This window comes from Pontibacter sp. SGAir0037 (assembly GCF_005491705.1).
In the GTDB taxonomy this organism is placed as follows: domain Bacteria; phylum Bacteroidota; class Bacteroidia; order Cytophagales; family Hymenobacteraceae; genus Pontibacter.
Map to the genome: position 1 here is coordinate 2,682,451 of NZ_CP028092.1, position 21,951 is coordinate 2,704,401.

Genomic DNA, 21,951 nt, shown 5'->3' on the forward strand with positions numbered 1-21,951 from the left:
ATTGTGCGTTTTCTATACATATAAACTATTTAATATTCAGAAACAATAATTTTTTGCCATAAAAAGTACAATTTAATTTAGCAATTAATTACATTAAAAAAATATAACTAATTTTATAAATAAAACTTTTTTAAAGATATGAAAATAACAAAAATAACGCTTATAATGCTTTAAACAATGTTTTTTTAACTAAAAAAGCATAGCACTTTTTGCAGTCTATATAAATTAACAAAGAAATTTATCAGATATGTTATTTTTTTTGAAAATTTTCTCTCTACATTTGTAACAATTAATACATGATCTAGCAGATACTTCACAGCAAAAGATCAATGTAATTTTTAAAAGCTTACACCTTAACACTAGTTACTACTTGTAGAAACTAAACTTAAAAAGAAGCAAACTAAATTATTTTAAACTTTCAACTTTTAGCCAAAGAAGATGAAATTAGTAACCTCTTATCAAAAAAAGAGGACAAGCCTTTCTATGCTTGTTCTTTTGATTACCCTACTAAATTGTGTAGTAAATCCTTTCACTGTTAATGCACAATCTTATTCAGGTCCACTCGTAATTACTAAAGGAGGAACCTATTCAGGAAACTGGGAATCTAAAGACACTGAAGTTCCAGCTGTTGAGATTCGTACTAGCGAGCCAGTTATCATTACTAATTCAAATATCCGTGGTGCCGGCTATTTGATTAAAAGCTGGGGTTATGCGGCAAATATTACAGTTCGCAACACAAAAGGTTACGGCGGTACTCCTACAGCCTATAAAGGTTACATCAAAACCAGACGTTTCTTAACAGTAAACAACTTTAAAAATGTTGTTGTAGAAAACTGCTACTTAGAAGGAACTTCAGGTATCTATATCGGTACTCGTTACGAAGGTAACGGCAGCACTTCTGAAACCATCAAAATCCGCTTCAACAAAGTAAAAAACATAGACGGGCGTGTCTTTAATGGCGCCAGAGAACATTCTCAGTTTGTGCAGTTTAACTTCAGAAATGCTATCAGACACGCTGAGATTTCATGGAATGAAGTAATAAACGAACCAAACTCCTCTCTTGTAGAAGACAATATCAACATGTATAACACACAAGGTGTTGCCGGTTCTCCAATTAAAATCCATAACAACTATATCCAGGGTGCTTATCCTTTCCCTGCAAACGCAGTAAAATACTCTGGCGGTGGTATTATCACAGATGGTGACGGAGGTTTAGATTCTGCACCTGCCCATATCGAAGGCTACGAAAACATACTGGTAGGCCTGGGTAACTACAACATGCAAATTGCTGGTGGCAACAATATTAATTTCCACCACAACAGAGCCATAAATGCAGCTATGTTTGCTGATGGCACCAGATACATGAACTACACCACTTCTTTTGCTTGTACTGACTATTACAAGAAGGGCACCACGTTCAATAACACCATGGCTTATAACGTAATTGGCGTAACAGGCCAGACAGGTACCTGGAACAACAACACCATTTACAACACAGGTAATGCCAAACTAGTAGATAATACATATATCACCGGAACAATTACCCGCCAAATGGAAGCTGATGAGTATTCTCGCTGGACAAATAAACTGAGAAGTAACAATGTTGTTCTTGGTCCTAACGGTTCTGCTCCGGTAGCTACTACACCAGCTCCACAGCCAACACCAACTCCTGCTCCTGTAGCTGAAGTCAAAAACCCAACTTCTGGCGGAACCGCTGCCACTGGAAGCACAACTGCAACAGGTAAGATCACCCGTGAGTACTGGTCAAACGTACACGGAAACTCTATCAACGTAGTGCCGTCAAGCAACCCTAGCAACACTTCTGAGCTGACCCTGTTCGAAGCTCCGACCAACGTAGGCGACAACTACGGCCAGCGCATCAGAGGCTACGTAACTGCCCCTACCACCGGCGACTACATCTTCTGGATAGCGGCCGACGACATGGCCGAGCTTTACCTGAGCAGCTCTGAGGACCCTGCCAAGAAAAAGAGAATCGCCCACGCTTCCGACTGGACCAACTCCCGCGAGTGGACAAAGCACGCAGGACAGCAGTCTGCCAAGATCAGACTCGAGGCCGGCAAGCGCTACTACATAGAGGCGGTACACCTGGAGAGAGGTGGCGGTGACAACCTGGCCGTGGGATGGCAGCTGCCAAACGGAGCGCAGGAAAGACCAATAGCATCTAGCAGACTTTCTCCAATGGGTTCTACAGCAGCCCCTTCAACAGCTACTGCTACTCAACCTGCAACTCCTGCAACAACTACAGGAAGCAGCGCAACTGCAACAGGCAAGGTTACCCGTGAATACTGGTCAAACGTACACGGAAACTCTATCAACGTAGTGCCATCAAGCAACCCTAGCAACACATCTGAGCTGACCCTGTTCGAGGCTCCGACCAACGTAGGCGACAACTACGGCCAGCGCATCAGAGGCTACGTAACTGCCCCTACCACCGGCGACTACATCTTCTGGATAGCGGCCGACGACATGGCCGAGCTTTACCTGAGCAGCTCTGAGGACCCTGCCAAGAAAAAGAGAATCGCCCACGCTTCCGACTGGACCAACTCCCGCGAGTGGACAAAGCACGCAGGACAGCAGTCTGCCAAGATCAGACTCGAGGCCGGCAAGCGCTACTACATAGAGGCGGTACACCTGGAGAGAGGTGGCGGTGACAACCTGGCCGTGGGATGGCAGCTGCCAAACGGAGCGCAGGAAAGACCAATAGCTGGTAACAGATTGTCTCCTGTAGGTTCTCTTACTGCTACTGTAGCTTCTAAATCAGTGATCGAATCTGAAGAATTTGACCCTTATTTCTCTGAGGTAACAGCTTATCCAAATCCATTCAAAGATGTTGTGACAGTAGACTTTGGTGCAACAGAGGTTAAATTAACATCAATTGTTATCATGGACCAGACTGGTAAAGTTGTTTACAAACAAGACAACAACTTCAGCTTCGAAAACAACAAAGTAGAGCTTAACCTGGCTAATACAAACTTACCTGCCGGCCTGTACATTTTAAAGTATACAGACGCAGCAGGCCATAGCAGCAGCCAGAAGATCATGAAGCAATAAGTTAATATTCCTAAAAGCGAAGAGGCTGCCCGGTAAACCGGGCAGCCTCTTCGCTTTTAGGAATAAATGACAATATTACAGCTAATGGCTCACCGCTACCTTGTTCAGAAGTTCTTCCTGATCGAGAACGTGCAAGTTCGTATTTTCTGCATTTACTGTAGCTGCCGCTTTTTTCAGATGTTCTGCAAGCCGCACCGAAAGCGCAACTAACGTAAGCGTCGGGTTCGCATGGCCACCAGTTGGAAAAACCGAGCTTCCTGCTACATATAAATTATTCATGCCATGCACTTTACAATCGGCATCAACAACGCCCAATTTCGGATCGTTTGAAATTCTTGTAGTCCCAAGGTGGTGTGCCGATGTATTAAAGCTGGTTATATTCTTTTCTACAAACTTTAACAATTCTGAGGCATTAAACTTAATCTTGCCAATATTTGCTTCGGAGTATCTTTCTGCAAAAATCTTGTGCGCCTCCACAACGGTTGTTACATCTAAATCAGAGAAGGTTATGCTTGCAACAGCGCGCGGCATCCCAAACTCATCTGTCTGATTATCTGAAATCGTGATCCGGCTTTTAGGATTAGGGAAATGCTCCGTCTGAAAATAAAGCCCAAGCGTTTTACTTTTAACAGAAGGCAAAACAAAAGGTAAGCGCCTGTCACTAAATCTCTTTTTAGCTATTTCGTATATAACCGGCACCTGCTTCCAACCATGCTTCAGAATAACTTTAGTATGGTCAACTATTTTGTCTTTTTCTTCGAGCCACCTCGATTTCGTTTTTCTGAATGATTTTTCTTTCAAAACAGAAATCACAAACTTGGCAACGAAAACGGTTGAGAAAAGCGGATCTCTGTGCCCATCCTGATTCTTTGCCTGCTGCAGAAAGAAAATCCCGTTCCCTATTTTTTTAGCTTCCTGTGCTTTATCAGTTATCCACCACCTACGCCTGCAGTAAACCCCTTCGTTATCGGTTTCAAAATCAAATAATATACGTTTTCTGTTACTGGGAGCCACTTCAGCAAAAGTGCCGTTTAAATGAGCCATGTAGTACCTGCCAACCACATCATGGTCGTTGCCAATACCCTGAGGATGAAATTGGTTTTTCGAAGCCAGGAGAATTCTAGGGTTTTCGATACCGCCACAGGCTAAAACATATTGCCCGGCTTTGATTGTGAAAGACTTATCGCGTGTAACAACAGAAACGGAAGAAACATTCTCTTTGTCTGTTTCAGTATTGATCTTGGTGACATGAGCACCCAGAAGAACGGTGATGTTTTCAGAATTGCCCAGCACCTCCGCATAATCTCTGGCAAAATTTACAGGCGTGCTCCAGCGCTCCAGTTTATGCGAAACAATCGCTTCTGTATCGAAACCCTGGAAAATTTCTTTGGCATGGTTAGGAAACTGTTCCAGCGCATTAAAATTGTTGGCCCCAGCCTTACATAATTCCATAGCCCTGGAATAATAAGGCTCAAGCTCGTGGTAAGAAAAAGGCCAGCCACTATAGGGAATCCAATCCCTGGCCTCAAAATCTATGGGATCAAAAGGAATACACCTTCCACCCCAAACAGTGCTGGCTCCACCAAAAGCTCTTCTCCTGTTTTCCTCTAAAGGCTCATGCGAACCTTTTGGGGTAACATACCCTTTGTTCAGATCCTGGTTCGCTACTGTCTCCCGCTCTGTGCCTCCGGCAAGAAGTATAATTTTTTTATTTGTAGGCTGCAGTTCCAATGCCACGCTGATACCGGCAGGTCCGCCACCAATAATACATACATCAGCTTCTAAGAAAGCACTTTCATCTAACTGATTAGCATAAATTATCATAAGCTAATTTTTGAAATTTCAGAGAAAATAAGATCAAGATTATCATTAAAACGAATACCGGACGTATTCTCCAGGAGGTGTTGCGGGCTTCTGGTGCCAATTAAAACACAATCAGCATTTCTATATTGAAGCGTGTAAGAAATTAGTAAAGGTGGTATGTCGCTCTTTGTTATTCCTAATGAATCTAATTTTGAGTTTTGAGATATACTTTCTGAGAACTTCTTACTTGCACGCAATACCTGGTTAGCAATTACAGGTATCTTATTCTTCTTACAATAATCGAATACAGTATTATCTTCGGGCGAATAGGGCACAGATGTTTGCACAATATCAATAGAAGTTTTACTTAAAGCAAATTTTAAAGTTCCTAAATCATTGGTAGAAATACCTATATTTCGAGCCAAGCCTGATTTCTTTATCTCAGCCAGTCCTTCCCCGAAATCCGGAAAGCTATTAAGTTCAGTTCCTTCCGGTTCATGCAACAGAAAAGCATCCAGCGTGGAAGTCTGTAACCTCTGCAAGCTCTTCTGAGCTGCTTGTAATAAATAGCGCTTAGAGTAATTTTTCTTGAAGCCTACTTTCTGGTAAAGCTTCTTTCCTATCTGATTCAAAGGAGATAAACTGCCGGGCAGGGACATGTAAGGGAAGCCTGCTTTGGTTATCAGGAAATAATTATCCCGTTTTCCGCTGATAGCGCGACCTATCATTCTTTCGGCATCACCAGATCCGTAGGTATCAGCAGTATCGACTACGCTTACTCCTCGTTCCAGCGCTTTTGCAAAAAGAAGACCGGCCTCTTTCTGTGTTATACTATTTCCCAACGATGCAATCAGACTGGTTCCGAGTCCTATGGGCGAAAAATTGCTTGCTAAAGCCATCACTATTCTTTTGTTAGCTGATATCCTGGAATTTATTTTGAGTATGGCCTTCCTGCGCTATCTCAGAAAATGAATAAGGAAGGGTTATGATCAGGTAAAATGCGAGGGCGGCACAGCATTAAAATTAAAAAACTGTACCGCCCTCGACTATACTGTTTGGCTTTTTTGAGGCTATTCTTCTACTCCAGCACAGCTACTTTCCGACTGATGCTTAGTCCTTCTGAAGTAATGGTGAGGTTATACAAACCTGGCTGAAGCCGCTTGTTTGGTTCTAATTTTAAATTTAAAGAACCATCCAGGCTCGTAACAACATCCTGTTGCAGTATCTTCTTGCCTGTTATATCCGTCATTAATAAAGTAGCATTTACTTTTGCTTTAAGCCCAGCAACCACAATGTTTGCTTTCGCACCCGGTGCCGGGTTAGGGAACACCTCAAAAGTACCCGCAAAACTTTTATTAGGTTTGGCCGACAAGGTAGTGCCGCCACAGAAATAACCTTCGCCCTGGTTGTAAGAAGAAGCAATTTCTTCTGCTGTCAGAGCTCTGCTGTAGTATTTGAATTCATCCAGGTCCCCATCATAATGATACCTTCCATCCAGAGGCATGTAGCCAAGTGTTACAGGCGAAATAGTAGAGAAGCCACTGGTGTAATCATGCTCTATCTCCTGTACCATCTCGCCATCCAGGAACAACCTGTTCATTTTATCAACTCCGTTTCGTACGACAGCCAGATGGTGCCACTCGCCGTCATTCAGCGCCGGTCCAACCTTTCCCATTTGTTTACCATCATGCGTTCTATCATAAATGACTGATGTGAACTGCTTTGCCTCATTTAGCCCAATCCACCAATGCAATCTGGCATCAGTAGAGTTACGGCCTACGATTACCTGGTTACCAGCAGAGGCTGAAGCAGTTGCGGTAGTCCTGATCCATAGTTCCATTGTAAAACTGGCGTCATTGCTCCAGTCGAAGCTCTCCGAATTATCTAACTGTACTCTTGTAGAAGAGCCATTGAACCGAAGCGCTCCATCAAATTTACCTGGCACCAAAGTCGGGCATTCGTTGCAAACAGCTTTCGTGGTGGTTGTGGCATAGTCGCTATGTATACCAGTTTCAGATTCATCGAAGCCAAAGTAGTGCGTAATGCTGCTTATACAGTCCGGCAACTCTAATTTGCCACCGTTGCCTACCACAACCTGTATGGCTGCAGAGGTAGAGGTATGGTTTTCATCATCGGTTGCCCTAGCCGTTATGGTATAGATGCCATTTGGAGCATCAGCCCACGTGAAACTAAAAGGCTCAGTGGTAGATTCGCCTATCAGTGTATTTCCACGCAGATACTCAACTTTAACCCATCTACGGTTTGTTGTTGTAAACTGCACATTAAAATTAATTTGCTCACCGGCTGCATAGGTAGCGTTGTTTTCAGGAGAAGCGATTACAACAGGTAATACGACTCCCTCCGAACAATTTGGGTAAACATCTACATAATCTTCTGCTGAAAGGCCACCTGCATCTGTTACAGTAAGATGTATTCTATAAAAATAAGTTTCACCGTCACAGCCCATCGGCTCTATAATTGCTTCCGTTTCAGGTTTTGTATCTACAGGTTCCGGGTGGGTGTGTGTGTTATGGTGCAAAACAGTCTGCCACCTGTAACTAAGTTGTCCGGCGCCATGCTCTGCATCCGTTACATTGGCTCTTAGCTGGTAAGTAGATTGCTCTCCAAGCGGATATAAAGTTCCATCCTCTGGGCTTGTAATGGAAACAACCGGAGGAGTATTGTTTACAGCAACGGTCAGGCTGGTTGTTGCAACCAGTCCCTTTGCATCGGTAACTTTCAGGGTAACTTTAAAAGAAGATACGCCTGTTGCTCTAAACGTATGTAAAGGATTTACTTCATTAGAAGTGGTGCCGTCGCCGAAGTTCCATTCAAAAGTAAGTTCACCATTTTCCGGATCAGAAGACGCGCTGCCGGTAAATTGTACTGCCAGGGGCGCCATACCGTATAGTTTATCGGCAGTGGCTACAGCTGTAGGAGGCAAATTATCGCCATAGTAGGTGATTTTATACACGCCTCTGCCATAATCTACATAATATAAACCGCCGGTTACAGGGTTTGTATCAATGCACACCACTACAGAGTTTCTGCCTTTAAACTCTTTAATTTCCTTCAAAGTATTTGATGCGTCGAATACAGAAGTTCTGATCCAGGCACCGACATAGTCGCCGAAGAAGTAGGTGTTCCTGTATTCTTCCGGGAAATCTGTTCCGGTATACCAAACCCCGCCTGTAGGAGAACCACCGGAAAACGGCACTCCAACGACAGATGAGCCCGGACTGTTTATTTCGACGGCCACTGCCTGCTCTCCGTCAAAGCCACCTGTTCTTGTCTGCACAAATCCGTTGCCCCAATCTATCGAAGGACGGGAGTTGACAAACGTTGGTACATTGGCAGGAATAGTCTGGTTGGCATTGCAGGGATTTCTGAATACAGGGCTTTCTGTTTTTCTTACTTGCTGCAGCAACTGGGGGAAAGTAAAAAATTCTATGCCACAGTTGCCCTGCCCGTACAATGGATTTGGGGCCGTTTTATTGGCTATGCTTCTACTTAAATAAGTGGTCACGCCACTCAGGCCTTCATACATGGGCCAGCCGAAATTCATTCCAGGCCCGGTCACCACATTAATTTCTTCATGATCGTTCCAGCCTGTGTCTGAAGTATAAATCACACCGGGTGAAGTCGCACTTCCGGTACCTGGCTTGATCGAAAAACGAAAGGGATTTCTGAAACCAAGTGCCCATACTTTAGAACCAGGCGAAGAAGGATTTGCAGCGTTGTAAAACGGGTTGGAAGGCAAGCCATTGCCGGTAGCCGGATCTATACGTAATATTTTACCGTTTAAAGATTCTACCAACTGAGACTTGTAAGCTCCCACATTTTCTATGTCCTTTATTATTCCATCGGCCAAAGCTTGTTTAGCATAGGTGTCTTTAGCGATATTAGGATCAGTATTTCCTTCAATATGACCATAGTCTGCACCACCAGCCGATGCACCATCCCCTGTGGAAACTAACAGAGAGCCGTCTTCGCCAAACACCAACGATCCTACCCCATGCGAAACATAAAGTACAGGAATGCCAGATGAGATGGTCTCGCCAATCAGCACCTTACGGCTGTTCATATCTACTATTGTGCGATTATTGCCTGGAGAAACGGTATAACGGGTTAACCTGCCGATGGTGGCCTGGTTATAAGTATCTGCACGAGGATTATAGTTGGCAGTACCATAGTGGAGCAGGTGATGCCTGTCTACTACATAAAGCAGATAGATATACCCATTGCTGTTAAAATTCGGATCCAGGGCAAATCCAAGCAAACCATGGTCGCCCCAATCACCAACCTCTTCGCTAATATCGATAAGCGGGTTAGGTAGCTTCACGCCATTTTCTACAATCCAGACTTTACCAGCTTTTTCCCATACATACATCCTGTCCCCGTCTTTCGAGAACTTTAGCCCGACTGCCATTTCCCAGCCATCTGCAATTTTCTCTTCCACAAAGCCCGCCGGCAAATTTGTAACGGCCTGTGCATTTGCTACAAAACCGGTAAACAGCGCTATAAAGAAAAGCAATAATTTCAGGGATGAGGTTCTGGTACTGAAGAAGGATGTTAAGCCATTTAAATTACCCCACCAGGAGAAAACCCGCACCGGAGAGAAATTTAAATTCTTAAAGTAAAGTTTTACCATAGCAAAAAAGTATTAAATAAAGAAATTCGAATTTTATGTACCTGTTGTTCCATACTTGCCTGAGAAAAGGCAACGAGGCTGGACTAGTTATGCACCATTAGCACATCTTTCGTGTCTGATTACGCAGACTTAATTGAATGGTTTAATTAAAATCTACCTATACTTTATACTTTATATAATCTATATCTTTTAAGCCATTATTAATAGCTCAGTAAAACAGAAAAGGGGGGTAGTTAACTACCCCCCTTTTCTGTTTTACTGAGCTACGATCAACCGCCTGCTTATTGTTTTAACATCTGTCATAACCGATATGTTGTAAATACCGGGCCTTATAGTTGTAGGTAGCGGTAAAAGCAGATTTAGCGTTCCATCGGCTCCTATCGTAATGTCTTCTTGCAATAACCTCTTACCGGCGAGGTCAGAAACGAGCAATATTGCTTTTGCATCAGGCTCCAGGTTATCGACCTCTATCTTTACCTCCCCTCCTGCCATAATAGGATTAGGGTACAGGTAGAAAGTAGAAGAAATAAGTCCTTTAAAGCTTACCAGTATAATGTTGGAGTAAGTAGCATAGCCGCTCTCCTTTACAATCTTCAACCTGTAGAAGCCATCTCCCTGAACAGGCTCTGTATCTGTGAATTTGTAGTTGAGGTTACTATTACTTGGTCCGAGCGACTCAACAGTACCAATTTCAGTGAACGTTACCCCATCTTCTGATCGCTCTACCACAAAGTGGGCAATATCCAGCTCGGTTTGCGTTTCCCACTCCAGTGTAACTACTTTATTGCCATATGAACCTTCAAAACGGATCAGTTCAACAATGTTGTTATAAACGGTTTCAAAGCGTTCCGCAATCTCGGCATCGGATAATGCACGCCCGAAAAGCTTTACTTCATCCAGATCGCCTTCATAGTGATAACCTCCCGGCAAATTAAGATATCCGATATTTACAGGAGACATGGAAGCAAAGCTATTCGGGTAGGTAAAGTTACCTTCTTTGATTTTCTGACCGTCCACATAAAGCCTGGTAGCACTGGCACCGGCATCTCTTACCGCTACAAGCTGGTGCCATCTCCCGTCTGTTAAAAGAGGCCCGGTGTCACCTATATAATTACCCTGCCAGCCAATATCTAACAAAACAAATCGTGCAAAGCCTTTATCATCCATTCCTAACCACCAGTGCATTTCTGAATCAGATGCATCTCTGCCTATTATTACCCTGTTCTCTCCTTCATCGGAGCTGGAACGCATCCAGAGCTCAATAGTAAAGCTATCGTTCGATTGCCAGTTGAAATTGCTGCTGTTCGAAACATCCAATCCCTGATCTGTGCCATTAAATCGCTGGCCACCAGAAACAACACCTGTAATGGGAGTTGGTTTGGCTGGCTCATCACAGATGGCATCGTAAGGAGTATAAAAATCTTTATAACGGGTGCCCATGATTTCGTGCAGCATCCAGTGGTGCGTTAACCCGGCCTTCTCTCCCATTCCCGCTTTTACCTCTATTTTGAATGCCTGTTCGGCCTGGCCAACAGCATTGCGCACCCTTACCACCACATCAAAAGAGCCGGCTGTGGTTGGCGTCCAGTTTATTTCTCCTGTTCCAGCGTTTATGGTCATTCCGGCAGGAGCTGCTACGAGTTCATGCTGTACAGCTGGTGTACCCACCGCCTGTACATCGTATATATAAGGTTGCCCCTCCACTCCGAACAAAATGGGTGCCGACATTATAACCGGCTTTACATTCTGAGGGCCACAATAACTACCGGCTCCGTTGTTATAGCGCGCTCTCATCTCATTTTCTCCAAGAGCCCTTTTGTATACCATCACCTCATCCAGAGTACCTGAAAAAAAGTACCGGTTCAGCAGGCTCATACTACCAATCGAGACAGGTGAGTTGCTCTCGAAGTTGCCTTTATAGGTAAATTTGGATTCTTCTACTTTATACCCATCGATGTATAGCTTGTTCATCAGGTTTATACCGTCGCGCACAACGGCTACATGGTGCCACCTGCCATCGTTTATTTTTACGTCTCGCTCCAGCATCCTGAAACCTATGCCCATGGCATCGTACATTTCGAAAACAGTATTACCGGCAGCATCAATACCCACCCACCACCTGAACTGGGAGTCTGAGGCACTACGGCCAATAATCACCTGCTCTTCGGAAGAGGTTCCGGTTGTTTTAACCCAGAACTCAATCGTAAAATTAGAGTTAGGTCCCCATTCAAAATTTTGGATTTCGTTGATGGTAATACTGTTGCCCTTTCCATTGAATTGCTGCGCCCCATCAAAAAGGCCTTCAACAGGTGTAGGGCAGTTGGTACAGGAGGGGTTGGCTGCACCTTTGTAGTCCAGATAAGCACCACTTTCCTTCTCGTCTAAACCAAAATGATGGACTAAATTATCGGGGCAGGGAGTTTCAGCCAGGAGCATGGCTTCTTCTACAGACACCTCAGGTTCTGTAACCAGTTTGTTAAAGCTTGAGCCAACATTAGCTGCATTGGCTTTGGGGGTACTATAGCAAATAAGTGTTAAAAGCAGAGAAAGAAATATGTGAGAACTTCTATATGGGGAAATGGCACCTGTTACTTCTTCTTTTTTCTCTAATCTTTTCCTGCTCTTTGCCAGTCTGCACCAAGTGTACATTGTTTTTATCATTTGAGCGGGTGTAATGCGCTGCAAACATTCAGATCTTATATATGCGAATTTCTACTGTATCAGCAAAAGCATGAAACGCACCTGATAGCTTCTAAATGTTTATTAGCAAGTTCATCTATTAGAAACTTTTTATATTACGCCAATCCAATGACTAAGTTTAGAAGAAGAAGCTGTTTTATATCCCGCAAACAACTATAGATGAGAAATAGCTCATTATCAGAATATAAGCTTAATGCAACAGAAAACTGCTCCGATGCATCAGGAAGATGTTAATTGTCTTTAAAAGTAACAGGCGCTTTTCACTCCCAAATTTATTAAGCCATCAGCCGCTTCATTAACAGAGAATGTATGCTTTTTTTTGTAACGTTTTAGGCACCGTTTATGACTTTATTTTACCCTTCTATTCTCATAAAAAAAATAAATCCGCTTTACCCAAACCTTTTCCTCAAACTTCTATATAATATAGAAAATATAGACTACTCTTTTTTTGCACTAATTTTCAGTTAGAATTCAGAAGGTGGTCATATTTTTTGAGTGATACCCTTATACAGAAAATACCCTTAATTTCAGTTCTATGCTCTTTAACTCTACTGAATTCTTTATTTTCTTTCCAGTAGTAGTAACACTATATTTTTTAACGCCTTTTAACCGCAGATGGATAATTCTGCTGCTAGCGAGTTACTACTTTTACATGTCCTGGAAACCGGCTTATACTATCATACTGGTTGCTTCTACCATAGTAGATTATTTCTGCAGCAAAGCCATGGGCAGGTTCGATGAGGAACAAAAGGACAAGAGAAAGCCATTTCTGTACATCAGCCTTTTTTCGAACCTGGGAGTGCTCCTGCTCTTTAAGTATTACAATTTCTTCAACGAGAGTGCACAGGACATTGCCCAATCATTAAACATGACCTATGCAATGCCTGCCTTTGAGTTGCTTCTTCCAATGGGCATATCCTTTTATACCTTCCAGACCATGAGCTACTCGATTGACGTGTACAACGGTATAATTAAGCCTGAGAAACATCTAGGATATTTTGCCTTATTCGTATCGTTCTTCCCGCAGCTGGTAGCAGGGCCGATAGAAAGAGCCGGCAACCTGATCGGGCAGCTTCACGAGCACCACAGCTTTGACTATAACAGAGTAGTAACCGGCCTTAGAAGAATGGGCTGGGGCTTTTTTAAGAAATTAATGATTGCAGATAACCTGGCCCTGATGGTAAACCAGGTTTATAACAACCCGGGAGAATTTGAAGGAATATCTTTTGTGATTGCCACTATATTCTTTGCCTTTCAGATCTACTGCGACTTTTCAGGTTACTCCGACATCGCCATTGGTGCGGCACAGGTAATGGGCTTTAATTTAATGGAAAACTTCCGCCGCCCTTATTTCTCTAAATCGATACCGGAATTCTGGAGCCGGTGGCATATATCCTTATCTACCTGGTTTAGAGATTACCTGTACATTCCGCTCGGAGGTAACCGGGTGGTAAAGTGGCGCTGGTACTACAATTTGTTTATTGTGTTTATGGTAAGCGGCCTCTGGCATGGTGCCAACTGGACCTTTCTCGTATGGGGAGCCTTGCATGGCATTTACCAGGTTTTCGGCATCATAACCAAAAACCAGCGCAACGCCTTTGTAGATAAAATCGGGCTTACACAATACCCTGTGCTATATAAATGGGTACAAGTGTTAACCGTTTTCTTCCTTGTCTGCTTTGCCTGGATCTTCTTTCGGGCCAACAATATCGGGGATGCCTTCTACATTATCAGAAGCAGTGTAACAGGTATAGGCAATGTTGGCGAACTTTTAGCCGGTACTAACCTGAACCACCTGTTATTTATGGACCAGGGCCTTAAAATTTTTTCTGTTTCGGTTGTCTCTGTTTTGATCATGGAAACGGTTCATCTGATAGAACGAAATGGCAGTGCTTCTCGTGTAATACTGCAAAGGCCGGTATGGGTCCGCTGGAGCTTTTATTATGTAGCCATCATAGCTGTTCTCTTGTTCGGGCAGTATGGCAACCAGGAATTTATCTATTTTCAATTTTAATACTTTAAGGTTATGCAAAACAATGGCGTAAAAAGGCTGCTGGTAAAATTAACCTTACTCATGCTACCCTTTCTCCTGTGGCCTGTTTTGGAGGCTACCATTCTCCCGATGAACCTTTTCACCTTTAGGATCTGGGAAACAATATCTGTCAATAAAATGCGGGTTATGTCGGGCCCGTTCTACCCGAACATGCACCTGAAAATGGTGGAAGAAGGAGAATTAGCACCACATACTCCTTTTGCCGAAAAAAGAATGGTGGAGTGGTATACCGATGAATACGGCTACCGCAACCGTGATTCCAAGTGTGATGTGCTGCTGATTGGCGACTCTAACATTACCGGCGCTAAACTAACCCAGGAAGAAACGATTGCTGAAGTACTGGAAAGACAGCTGCACAAAGATGTATATTCCTTTGCACCTGCAACCATGAACCGGTTTCTGGCCACAGACAGGTTTCATGAAACACCGCCCGAAGTTGTTATTGTATCGAGTATAGAAAGGCGTATTCCTGAATTACAACCTATCGGTGCTACCGGAGTGGGCTCTAAAATAAGAAACTTCACCGGCAATGTTATCAACTCCTCCTCTGCCCTTACCTGGCTTGCTGTTACAGCTGATCGTATTTCTAAGCTGGGGCTCTATAACCGCACCCTTGCCAGCATTGAGCGCAGTTTCGGCAGAAAAGAATACGTATCCTACAACAACGAATTCTTTATTGAAGGAGAAGTAGCGAATCGTGATTTTTCTGATGAAGAAATTTCCCAGATAGCCACCACTTTGGAAAATTATAAAACCGTTTTACAGGAAAAAGGCATCCGGTTCCTGTTCCTGCCTATACCTAATAAAGAGAACATCTACTACCAGTTATTACCTTCTCAAAAGAAACCCGATTTTTTACCACGCTTACTTGCAGAACTTCGTAAACGCGAAGTAGACGTACTCGATATCCAAAGCACCTTCGAAGATATGTATCAAAAAGAACGAATTGCTTTATATCCGGTAGATGATGCTCACTGGAACAATGTAGCAGTAGAGGCAGCAGCGTCTATAGTGGCGCGGCATCTGCAGAACCCGAAATCAGAAGAGAAGTATATTGTTAATTATACCAAAAAACAAAATCACTAGAAACGTTTAAATAGAACATAGCACTGCAAAGGCCTGCTTGTAAGGCCTCAGTTGTACCTTATGAAACTACAAACTTATATTACAAAAGGATCAAAACGGCTTATTAAGGTATTAGGACGTATTATTCCTCACAATTCAAGTTACAGGCCTTCCGGAGTTTGTAAAATTAACTCTGATGCTATTCCTTCTCTTGATAAGCGTGAAATAAAGGTACATTCTATTTACCCCCAATACATTACAACGCTCGATATCAGCGAAGACCTCTATGAGGCCAGCTCCCCCTACTGGAGATCACAACGCCGGGTGGCTACAGATTACATTGTTGCGGAAGTACCGCACGGGCGGCTATACACCGACAACGAAAGCAGTGTGGCTATTATCACCAAGCAGAATCGTATTGTAGATAATGTATCGTTAAGCCTGAAGAACGGCAAAGTAACCGATCATAACTTAAATAATATTTTTGAACAGCAGTACTTCTCTGAGCCGGTTCATCTGGAAGGTGTGGTCTTTTCTATGTTAACGGGAGGTGCGGGCATCAACAACGTAAGTCATTGGTTCCTGGATGTACTGCCCCGGCTGCACCTGCTCAAAGAAAGCGGCTTGTTCGATAAGGTAGACTGGTTTTTGGTACCAAGCCTCCGCTACAGCTACCAGACGGAAACGCTGGAGATGCTTCATATACCAAAAGAAAAACTGATTACAGGCGACGCCTATACACATATCACAGCTGATTGTATTATAGCGTCTACAGCGCCAAGAGGCAACTATACGCTGGTTCCAATCTGGTTATGCGAGTATATACGAAGTGCGTTTTTACCTTTTGCCAATGAGGAGCTGGAGAATGAAGAAAAGCTGGATTTCGATAGCATTTACATCAGCCGGAGTGATTCGGCTATACGCAGAGTTTTAAACGAGCAGGAACTACTACAGGAGCTGGAGCCTTATGGTTTTCAATGCCTGGTGTCCAGTAAATTCTCTATCAAAGAAAAGGTAAAACTCTTCTCCAAAGCCAAAGCTGTAATTTCTCCAACCGGAGCCGGGCTCATTAGCATGCTGTTTTGCCAGCCGGGCACCAAGCTGATCGAAATTTTTCATGAAGGATTTGTAGTCGAGCCTTTTTTTGACATTGCTACCAAAATAGATCTCGACTATGAGTATATTATATGCAGAGGCAATAACAAGGTAAAAAATGCTTCGCAGGGCCAGCATGAGCACCTGCACGTAGACATCGAAAAGGTAACGGATCTGCTTCAGATGTTAAATGGCAAAAGAACTGAAGTGGAGGCATCTACTAAAGCTAATACGCTGTCTTCCTCCATGTAATCGGAGAAGCAATTTTCAAGTGCTTAAAGGTTCCCCTACAGCTGTCTGCGACTGCACACGTGTTTTCCTGTTTCTGATCACATCTTCGTAAATACGCAGTAACAGCTGGTAGTTTACTTCAGCTGTGTAGTTATCTTCGTAACTGTTCCGGGCATTCTTGCTAAACTGGTTCCATAAAGTATTATCCTGCTCTAACAGCTTAACTTTGGCAACCAATTCTTCTGCCTTTCCCGGGCTATAATGGAAGCCATTCACACCATCCTGCACCAGTTGCTCCCCTCCGCCTATTTTAGAAGCTATAACAGGCGTGCCGGTAGAAAAAGCTTCTATCACAGACATTCCAAACATTTCAGGCCACTCCGAAGGAAAGATCAGAGCCGTAGAAAGCTTTAATTCCTGCACTACCCTATCCCGCTTCTGATACCCCAGATACTCAATATTGGCAAACCTCCCGGCATATTCTTCTACCATATACTTTAAGGATCCGTCGCCGATAATCTTCAGTTTAAATGGATAATCAGCAGCTGCTCTCAACAGTGTTTCTACGCCCTTTTCCGGTGATAAACGGCCAACATACAGAAAGTAAGGCGCTCTGCTACCTGCACCTAAGCCTAAATCAGCAGTAAAATTAGGCTTTACAACCAACTGCTGCGGGCTTAGCTTCAGCGATGAGTTCAGGAACAGCTCAGACGCCCCTGGTGTGAGCGCAATAAAACGATCTACCCTCTCCCGCCAGGTGCCCAGCAGTTTATGCACCCCTGTGGCAAGCACAACAGAAGCTGTTTCTGTAAAAGAATTCCGGTAGGCTTTATCCCGTATCGCTTTCCAGGGGAAAACCTTATGAATATTCTCCATATGCACCTGCCCGTTGTAGTGCAGATAGGAGCTTGGGCAAATCAGCCGGAAGTTGTGCAAAGTCATTACAACCGGCACCTGATGCTTTTGGACAACATAAAAAACCGCCGGAGAAATAAGCGGAAAAAAATTATGCACATGCACTACATCCGGCTTATAAGTCAGCAGCTTCTCTTCCACCAGCTTGGCACTTTTGGTATTGTACACCACTCCCAGGGCTGCTCCCAGTTTCTCCGATATCGTATTCACATCGTTGTTGCTGAGCGTGAGCATTTCGACCTGGTGCCCGTGCTCTTCCATTAAAGCTGCTTCGGCATAGAAAACGGTATCTTCTCCTGCTGATATTTTGTAGTGGTTATGAACTAAAAGAATGCGCATTATATAAGGGTATGAATGTACTAATGTGTATGTGCCTGTATGGCTTTTTTAAGGTCTTCGGGTGTGCCTACATCCAGGCAGCTGTATCCGTGAAAGCATACGGATTGCACCCGCAACCCGTTGTCGATAGCAGCCTGAATAACTTCTCCTACACTTACTTCAAAAGAAGCTTCGGTGTTTCTTTGCCTGGCCAGTAACTCGTACAGGTACTGGTGCATAAAATCGGTAAACAGCTCTCCCCAGCAGGCAAAGGCCCAAGCATGGCTTAGATCCGACTTTTCAGGCTTTGGCAGGATGGTAGTCACCTCACCTGTCTCTGTCAGGGCTACCATATCCCACTTATGCGGATGCTCTACCTGGTGTACACCCAGCACGACATCTGCATTTGTTTGATGTTGATGCGCCAGTAGTTGCGTAAAAGCGTCCTGGGGTTCTATCAGAATATCGGGAAAGCCAAAGACTACTGTTTTGCCGCGCACGAAATTATAAGCCTGATCAAGAGAGAAGGGTGCACCATAAGGTTGTTGCATAATCAGGTAAGCCAGGTTCAGGTTCAGCCGGCTTCCGTCGCCAAAGTAATTAGGTATGTCCCATTTGCCTTTACGTATGATAAAATAAATATTCTCAGCTCCGGCCGCACGCATTTGTTCCAGCAGGTAAGCAGAAACCACTTTGGGGTATTCCTTTGTACTATCTTCCCGGCTTCTTTCAAAACCAATCGGGTAAAGCTCCTTGCTGAATGGCAACGGAGACAGCCGTGTACCCATACCGGCTGCCGGAACCAAACCTATTACATCTTTACGCATACTGAACTAAACATCTTAAACAGGTATCATAAGAAATGCCAGGCTCCTGCAACGGACGCCTGGCATTTATCATATATGGTTAGAAAAATTTAAGCTACAGACGTTTCCGCTTTATTTTGAAGCTGAGACAGCAAATGGTCACGGTTAGCTTCTGTTGAAGCAAAGTAAGCAGCCTGCTCTTTTCTGAGTTTATCTACTAATCTGCCTTCAGGCAAAATAACATCATCGTACGTCAGCACTTTGTCTTTCGGAATATCGTGCTTCAGCACACAACCTTCTGCCACACCGATTGGCAACAGGTTTTCCAGTTGCGTCGTATCTGCGTTTTCGCACAAGCCATAGGTCATATAATGTCCTAAACCATCCACTACCTGGCCAGCTTTCAGGTCTATTTTAGCAGCTGCCACTACCTCTACTACAGGACCAGCAATTGGTGTTAAGGCTGCATCGTTAAACAGCACAGCACGCGCAACAGTAGACGGCACTTCGAAATGGCACAGGTGGTATGGTGTATAGAACAGGTACAGCGGTCCTTCGCCCAGCTTGTACAGGTTCAGGTAATGCTGCTGTGTCGGATGATCGTGCGTACCCAGCACAAACACACCTGGTCCGGGCTCAGCACCCACCACATAGTCTACAATGCCAGGTCCTTCCAACACATCTTCCAGCGGATAAAGCGTTTGCACCACCTCTTTTAATGGTGTTCCGGTTGGTACTGTAGGCCCGTGCATCCCGCGCTTAGCCACACGCATTCCCGTACCGTTAGCTACTATCGCCTGCTCGTACGATATTTTAGTACCATCCGCAAAAGATGTTACCATGGCAGGGTTTTGCCCCCACTTCTCTGCAAAGCCTTTTTGCGTAGTTGGGTTGCGGTATGGGTCGTGCAAGCCTTTAATGTTGCCACAAACTACTGGCTTTACGCCTAATGATTTCACAAAACGGTACAGGTTCATCTGAACGCCAGGCTGATCGCCATCGGCATTGGTGAATACTACGCCTGCCTTGTCGGCGTAAACTTTTAAGATTGGCCCAACTGTACCGTCAACTTCAGCATTCATCATAATGATGTGCTTGCCATTCTGGATGGCACGCAGAGCCACATTCGTACCGAATTCAATGGCACCGGTTACTTCTATAATGGCATCGATACCTCCTGCTTCGCAAAGCAGCATGGCATCGTCCGTAATGCTGTATTTCCCCTGGCGGATGTTTTCTTCCAGTTTAGAAACAGAAGACACCTCTTCTACCTCCAGTACTCCTGCCTCTGTATAGGCACGCTTTGCTTTTGTTGTATCTCGGTTCGAGATAGCTACCAGTTCCATTCCCTGCACATACTGGCAGATCTGAAGGGCAATACCACGTCCCATAAAACCTGCTCCCACCAGGGCTACTCTCACCGGATTTTGTTCTGCATGGCGTTTAGCCAGGGCAGTATCTACTATAATCATGATCTCTTATTAAGGTTTTTTGCTTTTGATACGTAAAAACAGCTACTGGTTATACCAGTAGCTGTCCGTTGTTCGATTTCACAAATTCATTCACAAAGTCTGGGTGCGCTTTGTCTTTTTCAGAAATGATCTGTGGTTCAATAGGCCATTCGATGTTGAAAGCAGGATCGTTGTAACGGATTCCTCTTTCAGCTCCAGGAGTGTAGAATTGTGTTACCTGGTATGTAACATCTGTATTGTCTTCCAGCGTGATAAAGCCATGGCCGAACTGCTCCGGCACAAACAGCATGCGGTAGCTATCAGCCGTAAGCTCTACTCCTATCCACTGCTTGTAGGTTGGTGAATCGGGGCGAAGGTCTATAATAACATCGTAAATAGCACCACGGGTACAACGAACCAGTTTTGTTTCTTCGTAAGGAGATAACTGGTAGTGCATTCCACGCAACGTGCCTTTCTTCTTATTGTAGGACACGTTCGCCTGCACTACGTTAGCTGTAAGGCCATGCTCTTCAAACTCGCGCTGGCACCAGGAACGGCCAAAGAAGCCACGCTCATCCTCAAGCCTCTTTACATCAATAATAAACGCGCCTTTTAATTTTGTTTCTGTAAATATCATCTTGTTGTATGAACTTAGGCTGTTTCTAATTCTGCTTTTGTTTCAGTTCTTGGCAACTTAGATTTCGTATGCTCCCACTGTAGCTGCTCATCTATCAAACCTTTCTCCTGCAGGCTGTTCAGCACCATCAGGCGCATCAGCAAGGAGTTTCTGAAATCTCCGTCTTTAAACTCCATGTTACTCAGTCCGTCGCGCAATTCCTCAATAGCCTCTTTGAGCGATACCTGGGGCTGATGTTCCGGAGCCAACGATTTAAATAAGTCGAAGTTTACTTTGTAAGAGCGCTTATCAGGCACTGCATCAGGATTAACTGTAACGGTAGTACCTGGTATTACTTCGGCTACAGCCTCAGCCAGTTCATTTACCTGATAATTCCACTCGTTGCAGCCGGCATTCACAGCCAGGAACTCGCCTCCCTGCTCTTTGTCTCTGATAATAGCCCACTCGATAGCACGGGCCATGTCTCTCACGTGGATCAGCGGACGCCAAGGTGTACCATCGCTCAGGATATTGATCTTACCTGTTGCAATAGCGCCTGCCACGAAATCATTCAGTACCAGGTCAAGGCGAAGTCTGTCACTCATACCACAGGCAGTAGCAAAGCGAAGGCACGTAACTTTAAAGCCGTCTCCAGCCAGTGGCTGCAAATCTTTTTCGGTAGCCACTTTAGAACGCGCATAAGCTGTAAGCGGGTTAAGTGTCGAATCTTCTGTTTTAGCTACTCCTTCAGAAGCACCATACATGCTGCAGCTGGAAGCAAAAACATAAGAACTTACTCCGGCTGCCTTCGCCATTTCAGCAATCCGGATACTTGATTGGTAGTTTACATCCATTGTTATATCTTCGAACTTCTTTCCCATAGGATCGTTCGAAATGGCGGCCAGGTGCACAACAGCATCTACGCCTTCCAGCACTTCTGCCGGCATAGTACGCACATCGCCGTATAGCTGCACATCCAGTTTACTTTCCGGCAGCACAGCAGCATTTGTTAAACATGGTGCAAAATAGGCCATATCGTAGCCTACAATAGTAGCTTGCGGGAATGTTTTGCGCAGGCGGCTAACAACACCCGGCCCAACATAACCCATATTTCCAGTAATAAGGATTTTCATAGAGAAATGTATTATTTGATTTAAGAGAGGTCTTAAGAGATT

General features: G+C 44.2%; 13 protein-coding genes. 4 read left to right on the plus strand and 9 right to left on the minus strand.

The genetic code is table 11. The annotated features are described in order from the left end of the window. Positions 1 to 438: 438 nt before the first annotated feature. Positions 439 to 3,072 (plus strand): PA14 domain-containing protein, encoded by a 2,634-nt coding sequence (locus C1N53_RS10850; RefSeq protein WP_137759329.1) that lies wholly within the window; start codon positions 439 to 441, stop codon positions 3,070 to 3,072. Positions 3,073 to 3,153: 81 nt separating this feature from the next. Here the strand turns inward: C1N53_RS10850 and C1N53_RS10855 are convergent, their stop codons facing one another. From C1N53_RS10855 to C1N53_RS10870, 4 genes are all read right to left on the minus strand, one after another. After that, on the minus strand, positions 3,154 to 4,896 hold the full coding sequence (locus C1N53_RS10855) for an FAD-dependent oxidoreductase (protein WP_137759330.1): 1,743 nt from the start codon (positions 4,894 to 4,896) through the stop codon (positions 3,154 to 3,156). After that, entirely contained in the window at positions 4,893 to 5,774 is an 882-nt protein-coding gene (locus C1N53_RS10860; RefSeq protein WP_137759331.1) for an aldo/keto reductase, read from the minus strand. Before C1N53_RS10860 ends, C1N53_RS10855 begins: the two co-directional genes overlap by 4 nt. Positions 5,775 to 5,953: 179 nt before the next feature. Further along, on the minus strand, positions 5,954 to 9,526 hold the full coding sequence (locus C1N53_RS10865) for a PQQ-dependent sugar dehydrogenase (protein WP_137759332.1): 3,573 nt from the start codon (positions 9,524 to 9,526) through the stop codon (positions 5,954 to 5,956). Between the two features lie 255 nt (positions 9,527 to 9,781). After that, positions 9,782 to 12,187, minus strand: a complete 2,406-nt coding sequence (locus tag C1N53_RS10870) for a LamG-like jellyroll fold domain-containing protein (RefSeq protein ID WP_137759333.1) — start codon at positions 12,185 to 12,187, stop codon at positions 9,782 to 9,784. A 691-nt stretch (positions 12,188 to 12,878) separates the two neighbouring features. Between C1N53_RS10870 and C1N53_RS10875 the strand changes: the two genes are divergently transcribed. From C1N53_RS10875 to C1N53_RS10885, 3 genes are read left to right on the plus strand one after another with little or no spacing between them, the layout of a single operon-like run. After that, positions 12,879 to 14,240, plus strand: coding sequence for an MBOAT family protein (locus C1N53_RS10875; protein ID WP_240773191.1), 1,362 nt, complete (start codon positions 12,879 to 12,881; stop codon positions 14,238 to 14,240). Positions 14,241 to 14,300: 60 nt separating this feature from the next. Then, positions 14,301 to 15,365, plus strand: a complete 1,065-nt coding sequence (locus C1N53_RS10880) for a hypothetical protein (protein ID WP_168194013.1) — start codon at positions 14,301 to 14,303, stop codon at positions 15,363 to 15,365. Between the two features lie 60 nt (positions 15,366 to 15,425). Continuing rightward, entirely contained in the window at positions 15,426 to 16,691 is a 1,266-nt protein-coding gene (locus tag C1N53_RS10885; RefSeq protein ID WP_137759336.1) for a DUF563 domain-containing protein, read from the plus strand. Between the two features lie 15 nt (positions 16,692 to 16,706). Here C1N53_RS10885 and C1N53_RS10890 read toward each other — a convergent pair whose 3' ends face one another. The 5 genes from C1N53_RS10890 to C1N53_RS10910 form a co-directional block, all read right to left on the minus strand. Further along, positions 16,707 to 17,924 carry a glycosyltransferase family 4 protein gene (locus C1N53_RS10890; RefSeq protein WP_137759337.1) on the minus strand — a complete coding sequence of 406 codons (1,218 nt, stop codon included), beginning with the start codon at positions 17,922 to 17,924 and terminating at the stop codon, positions 16,707 to 16,709. A 20-nt stretch (positions 17,925 to 17,944) separates the two neighbouring features. Next, complete coding sequence (locus C1N53_RS10895) at positions 17,945 to 18,730, minus strand: sugar phosphate nucleotidyltransferase (RefSeq protein WP_137759338.1); 786 nt, start codon at positions 18,728 to 18,730, stop codon at positions 17,945 to 17,947. 89 nt (positions 18,731 to 18,819) lie between these two features. Next, entirely contained in the window at positions 18,820 to 20,181 is a 1,362-nt protein-coding gene (locus C1N53_RS10900) for an NAD(P)H-dependent oxidoreductase (protein ID WP_137759339.1), read from the minus strand. Positions 20,182 to 20,230: 49 nt separating this feature from the next. Then, positions 20,231 to 20,797: a dTDP-4-dehydrorhamnose 3,5-epimerase gene (gene rfbC, locus C1N53_RS10905; protein WP_137759340.1), complete on the minus strand. Its 567-nt coding sequence runs from the start codon at positions 20,795 to 20,797 to the stop codon at positions 20,231 to 20,233. Between the two features lie 14 nt (positions 20,798 to 20,811). Next, on the minus strand, positions 20,812 to 21,909 hold the full coding sequence (locus C1N53_RS10910) for an NAD(P)-dependent oxidoreductase (protein WP_137759341.1): 1,098 nt from the start codon (positions 21,907 to 21,909) through the stop codon (positions 20,812 to 20,814). Positions 21,910 to 21,951 lie beyond the last annotated feature (42 nt).

Excerpts from the sequence above, each read along its gene's own strand:
- C1N53_RS10850 (WP_137759329.1), top strand. The coding sequence starts at position 439 with ATGAAATTAGTAACCTCTTATCAAAAAAAGAGGACAAGCCTTTCTATG.
- C1N53_RS10855 (WP_137759330.1), bottom strand. The coding sequence starts at position 4,896 with ATGATAATTTATGCTAATCAGTTAGATGAAAGTGCTTTCTTAGAAGCT.
- C1N53_RS10860 (WP_137759331.1), bottom strand. The coding sequence starts at position 5,774 with ATGGCTTTAGCAAGCAATTTTTCGCCCATAGGACTCGGAACCAGTCTG.
- C1N53_RS10865 (WP_137759332.1), bottom strand. The coding sequence starts at position 9,526 with ATGGTAAAACTTTACTTTAAGAATTTAAATTTCTCTCCGGTGCGGGTT.
- C1N53_RS10870 (WP_137759333.1), bottom strand. The coding sequence starts at position 12,187 with ATGATAAAAACAATGTACACTTGGTGCAGACTGGCAAAGAGCAGGAAA.
- C1N53_RS10875 (WP_240773191.1), top strand. The coding sequence starts at position 12,879 with ATGTCCTGGAAACCGGCTTATACTATCATACTGGTTGCTTCTACCATA.
- C1N53_RS10880 (WP_168194013.1), top strand. The coding sequence starts at position 14,301 with ATGCTACCCTTTCTCCTGTGGCCTGTTTTGGAGGCTACCATTCTCCCG.
- C1N53_RS10885 (WP_137759336.1), top strand. The coding sequence starts at position 15,426 with ATGAAACTACAAACTTATATTACAAAAGGATCAAAACGGCTTATTAAG.
- C1N53_RS10890 (WP_137759337.1), bottom strand. The coding sequence starts at position 17,924 with ATGCGCATTCTTTTAGTTCATAACCACTACAAAATATCAGCAGGAGAA.
- C1N53_RS10895 (WP_137759338.1), bottom strand. The coding sequence starts at position 18,730 with ATGCGTAAAGATGTAATAGGTTTGGTTCCGGCAGCCGGTATGGGTACA.
- C1N53_RS10900 (WP_137759339.1), bottom strand. The coding sequence starts at position 20,181 with ATGATTATAGTAGATACTGCCCTGGCTAAACGCCATGCAGAACAAAAT.
- rfbC (WP_137759340.1), bottom strand. The coding sequence starts at position 20,797 with ATGATATTTACAGAAACAAAATTAAAAGGCGCGTTTATTATTGATGTA.
- C1N53_RS10910 (WP_137759341.1), bottom strand. The coding sequence starts at position 21,909 with ATGAAAATCCTTATTACTGGAAATATGGGTTATGTTGGGCCGGGTGTT.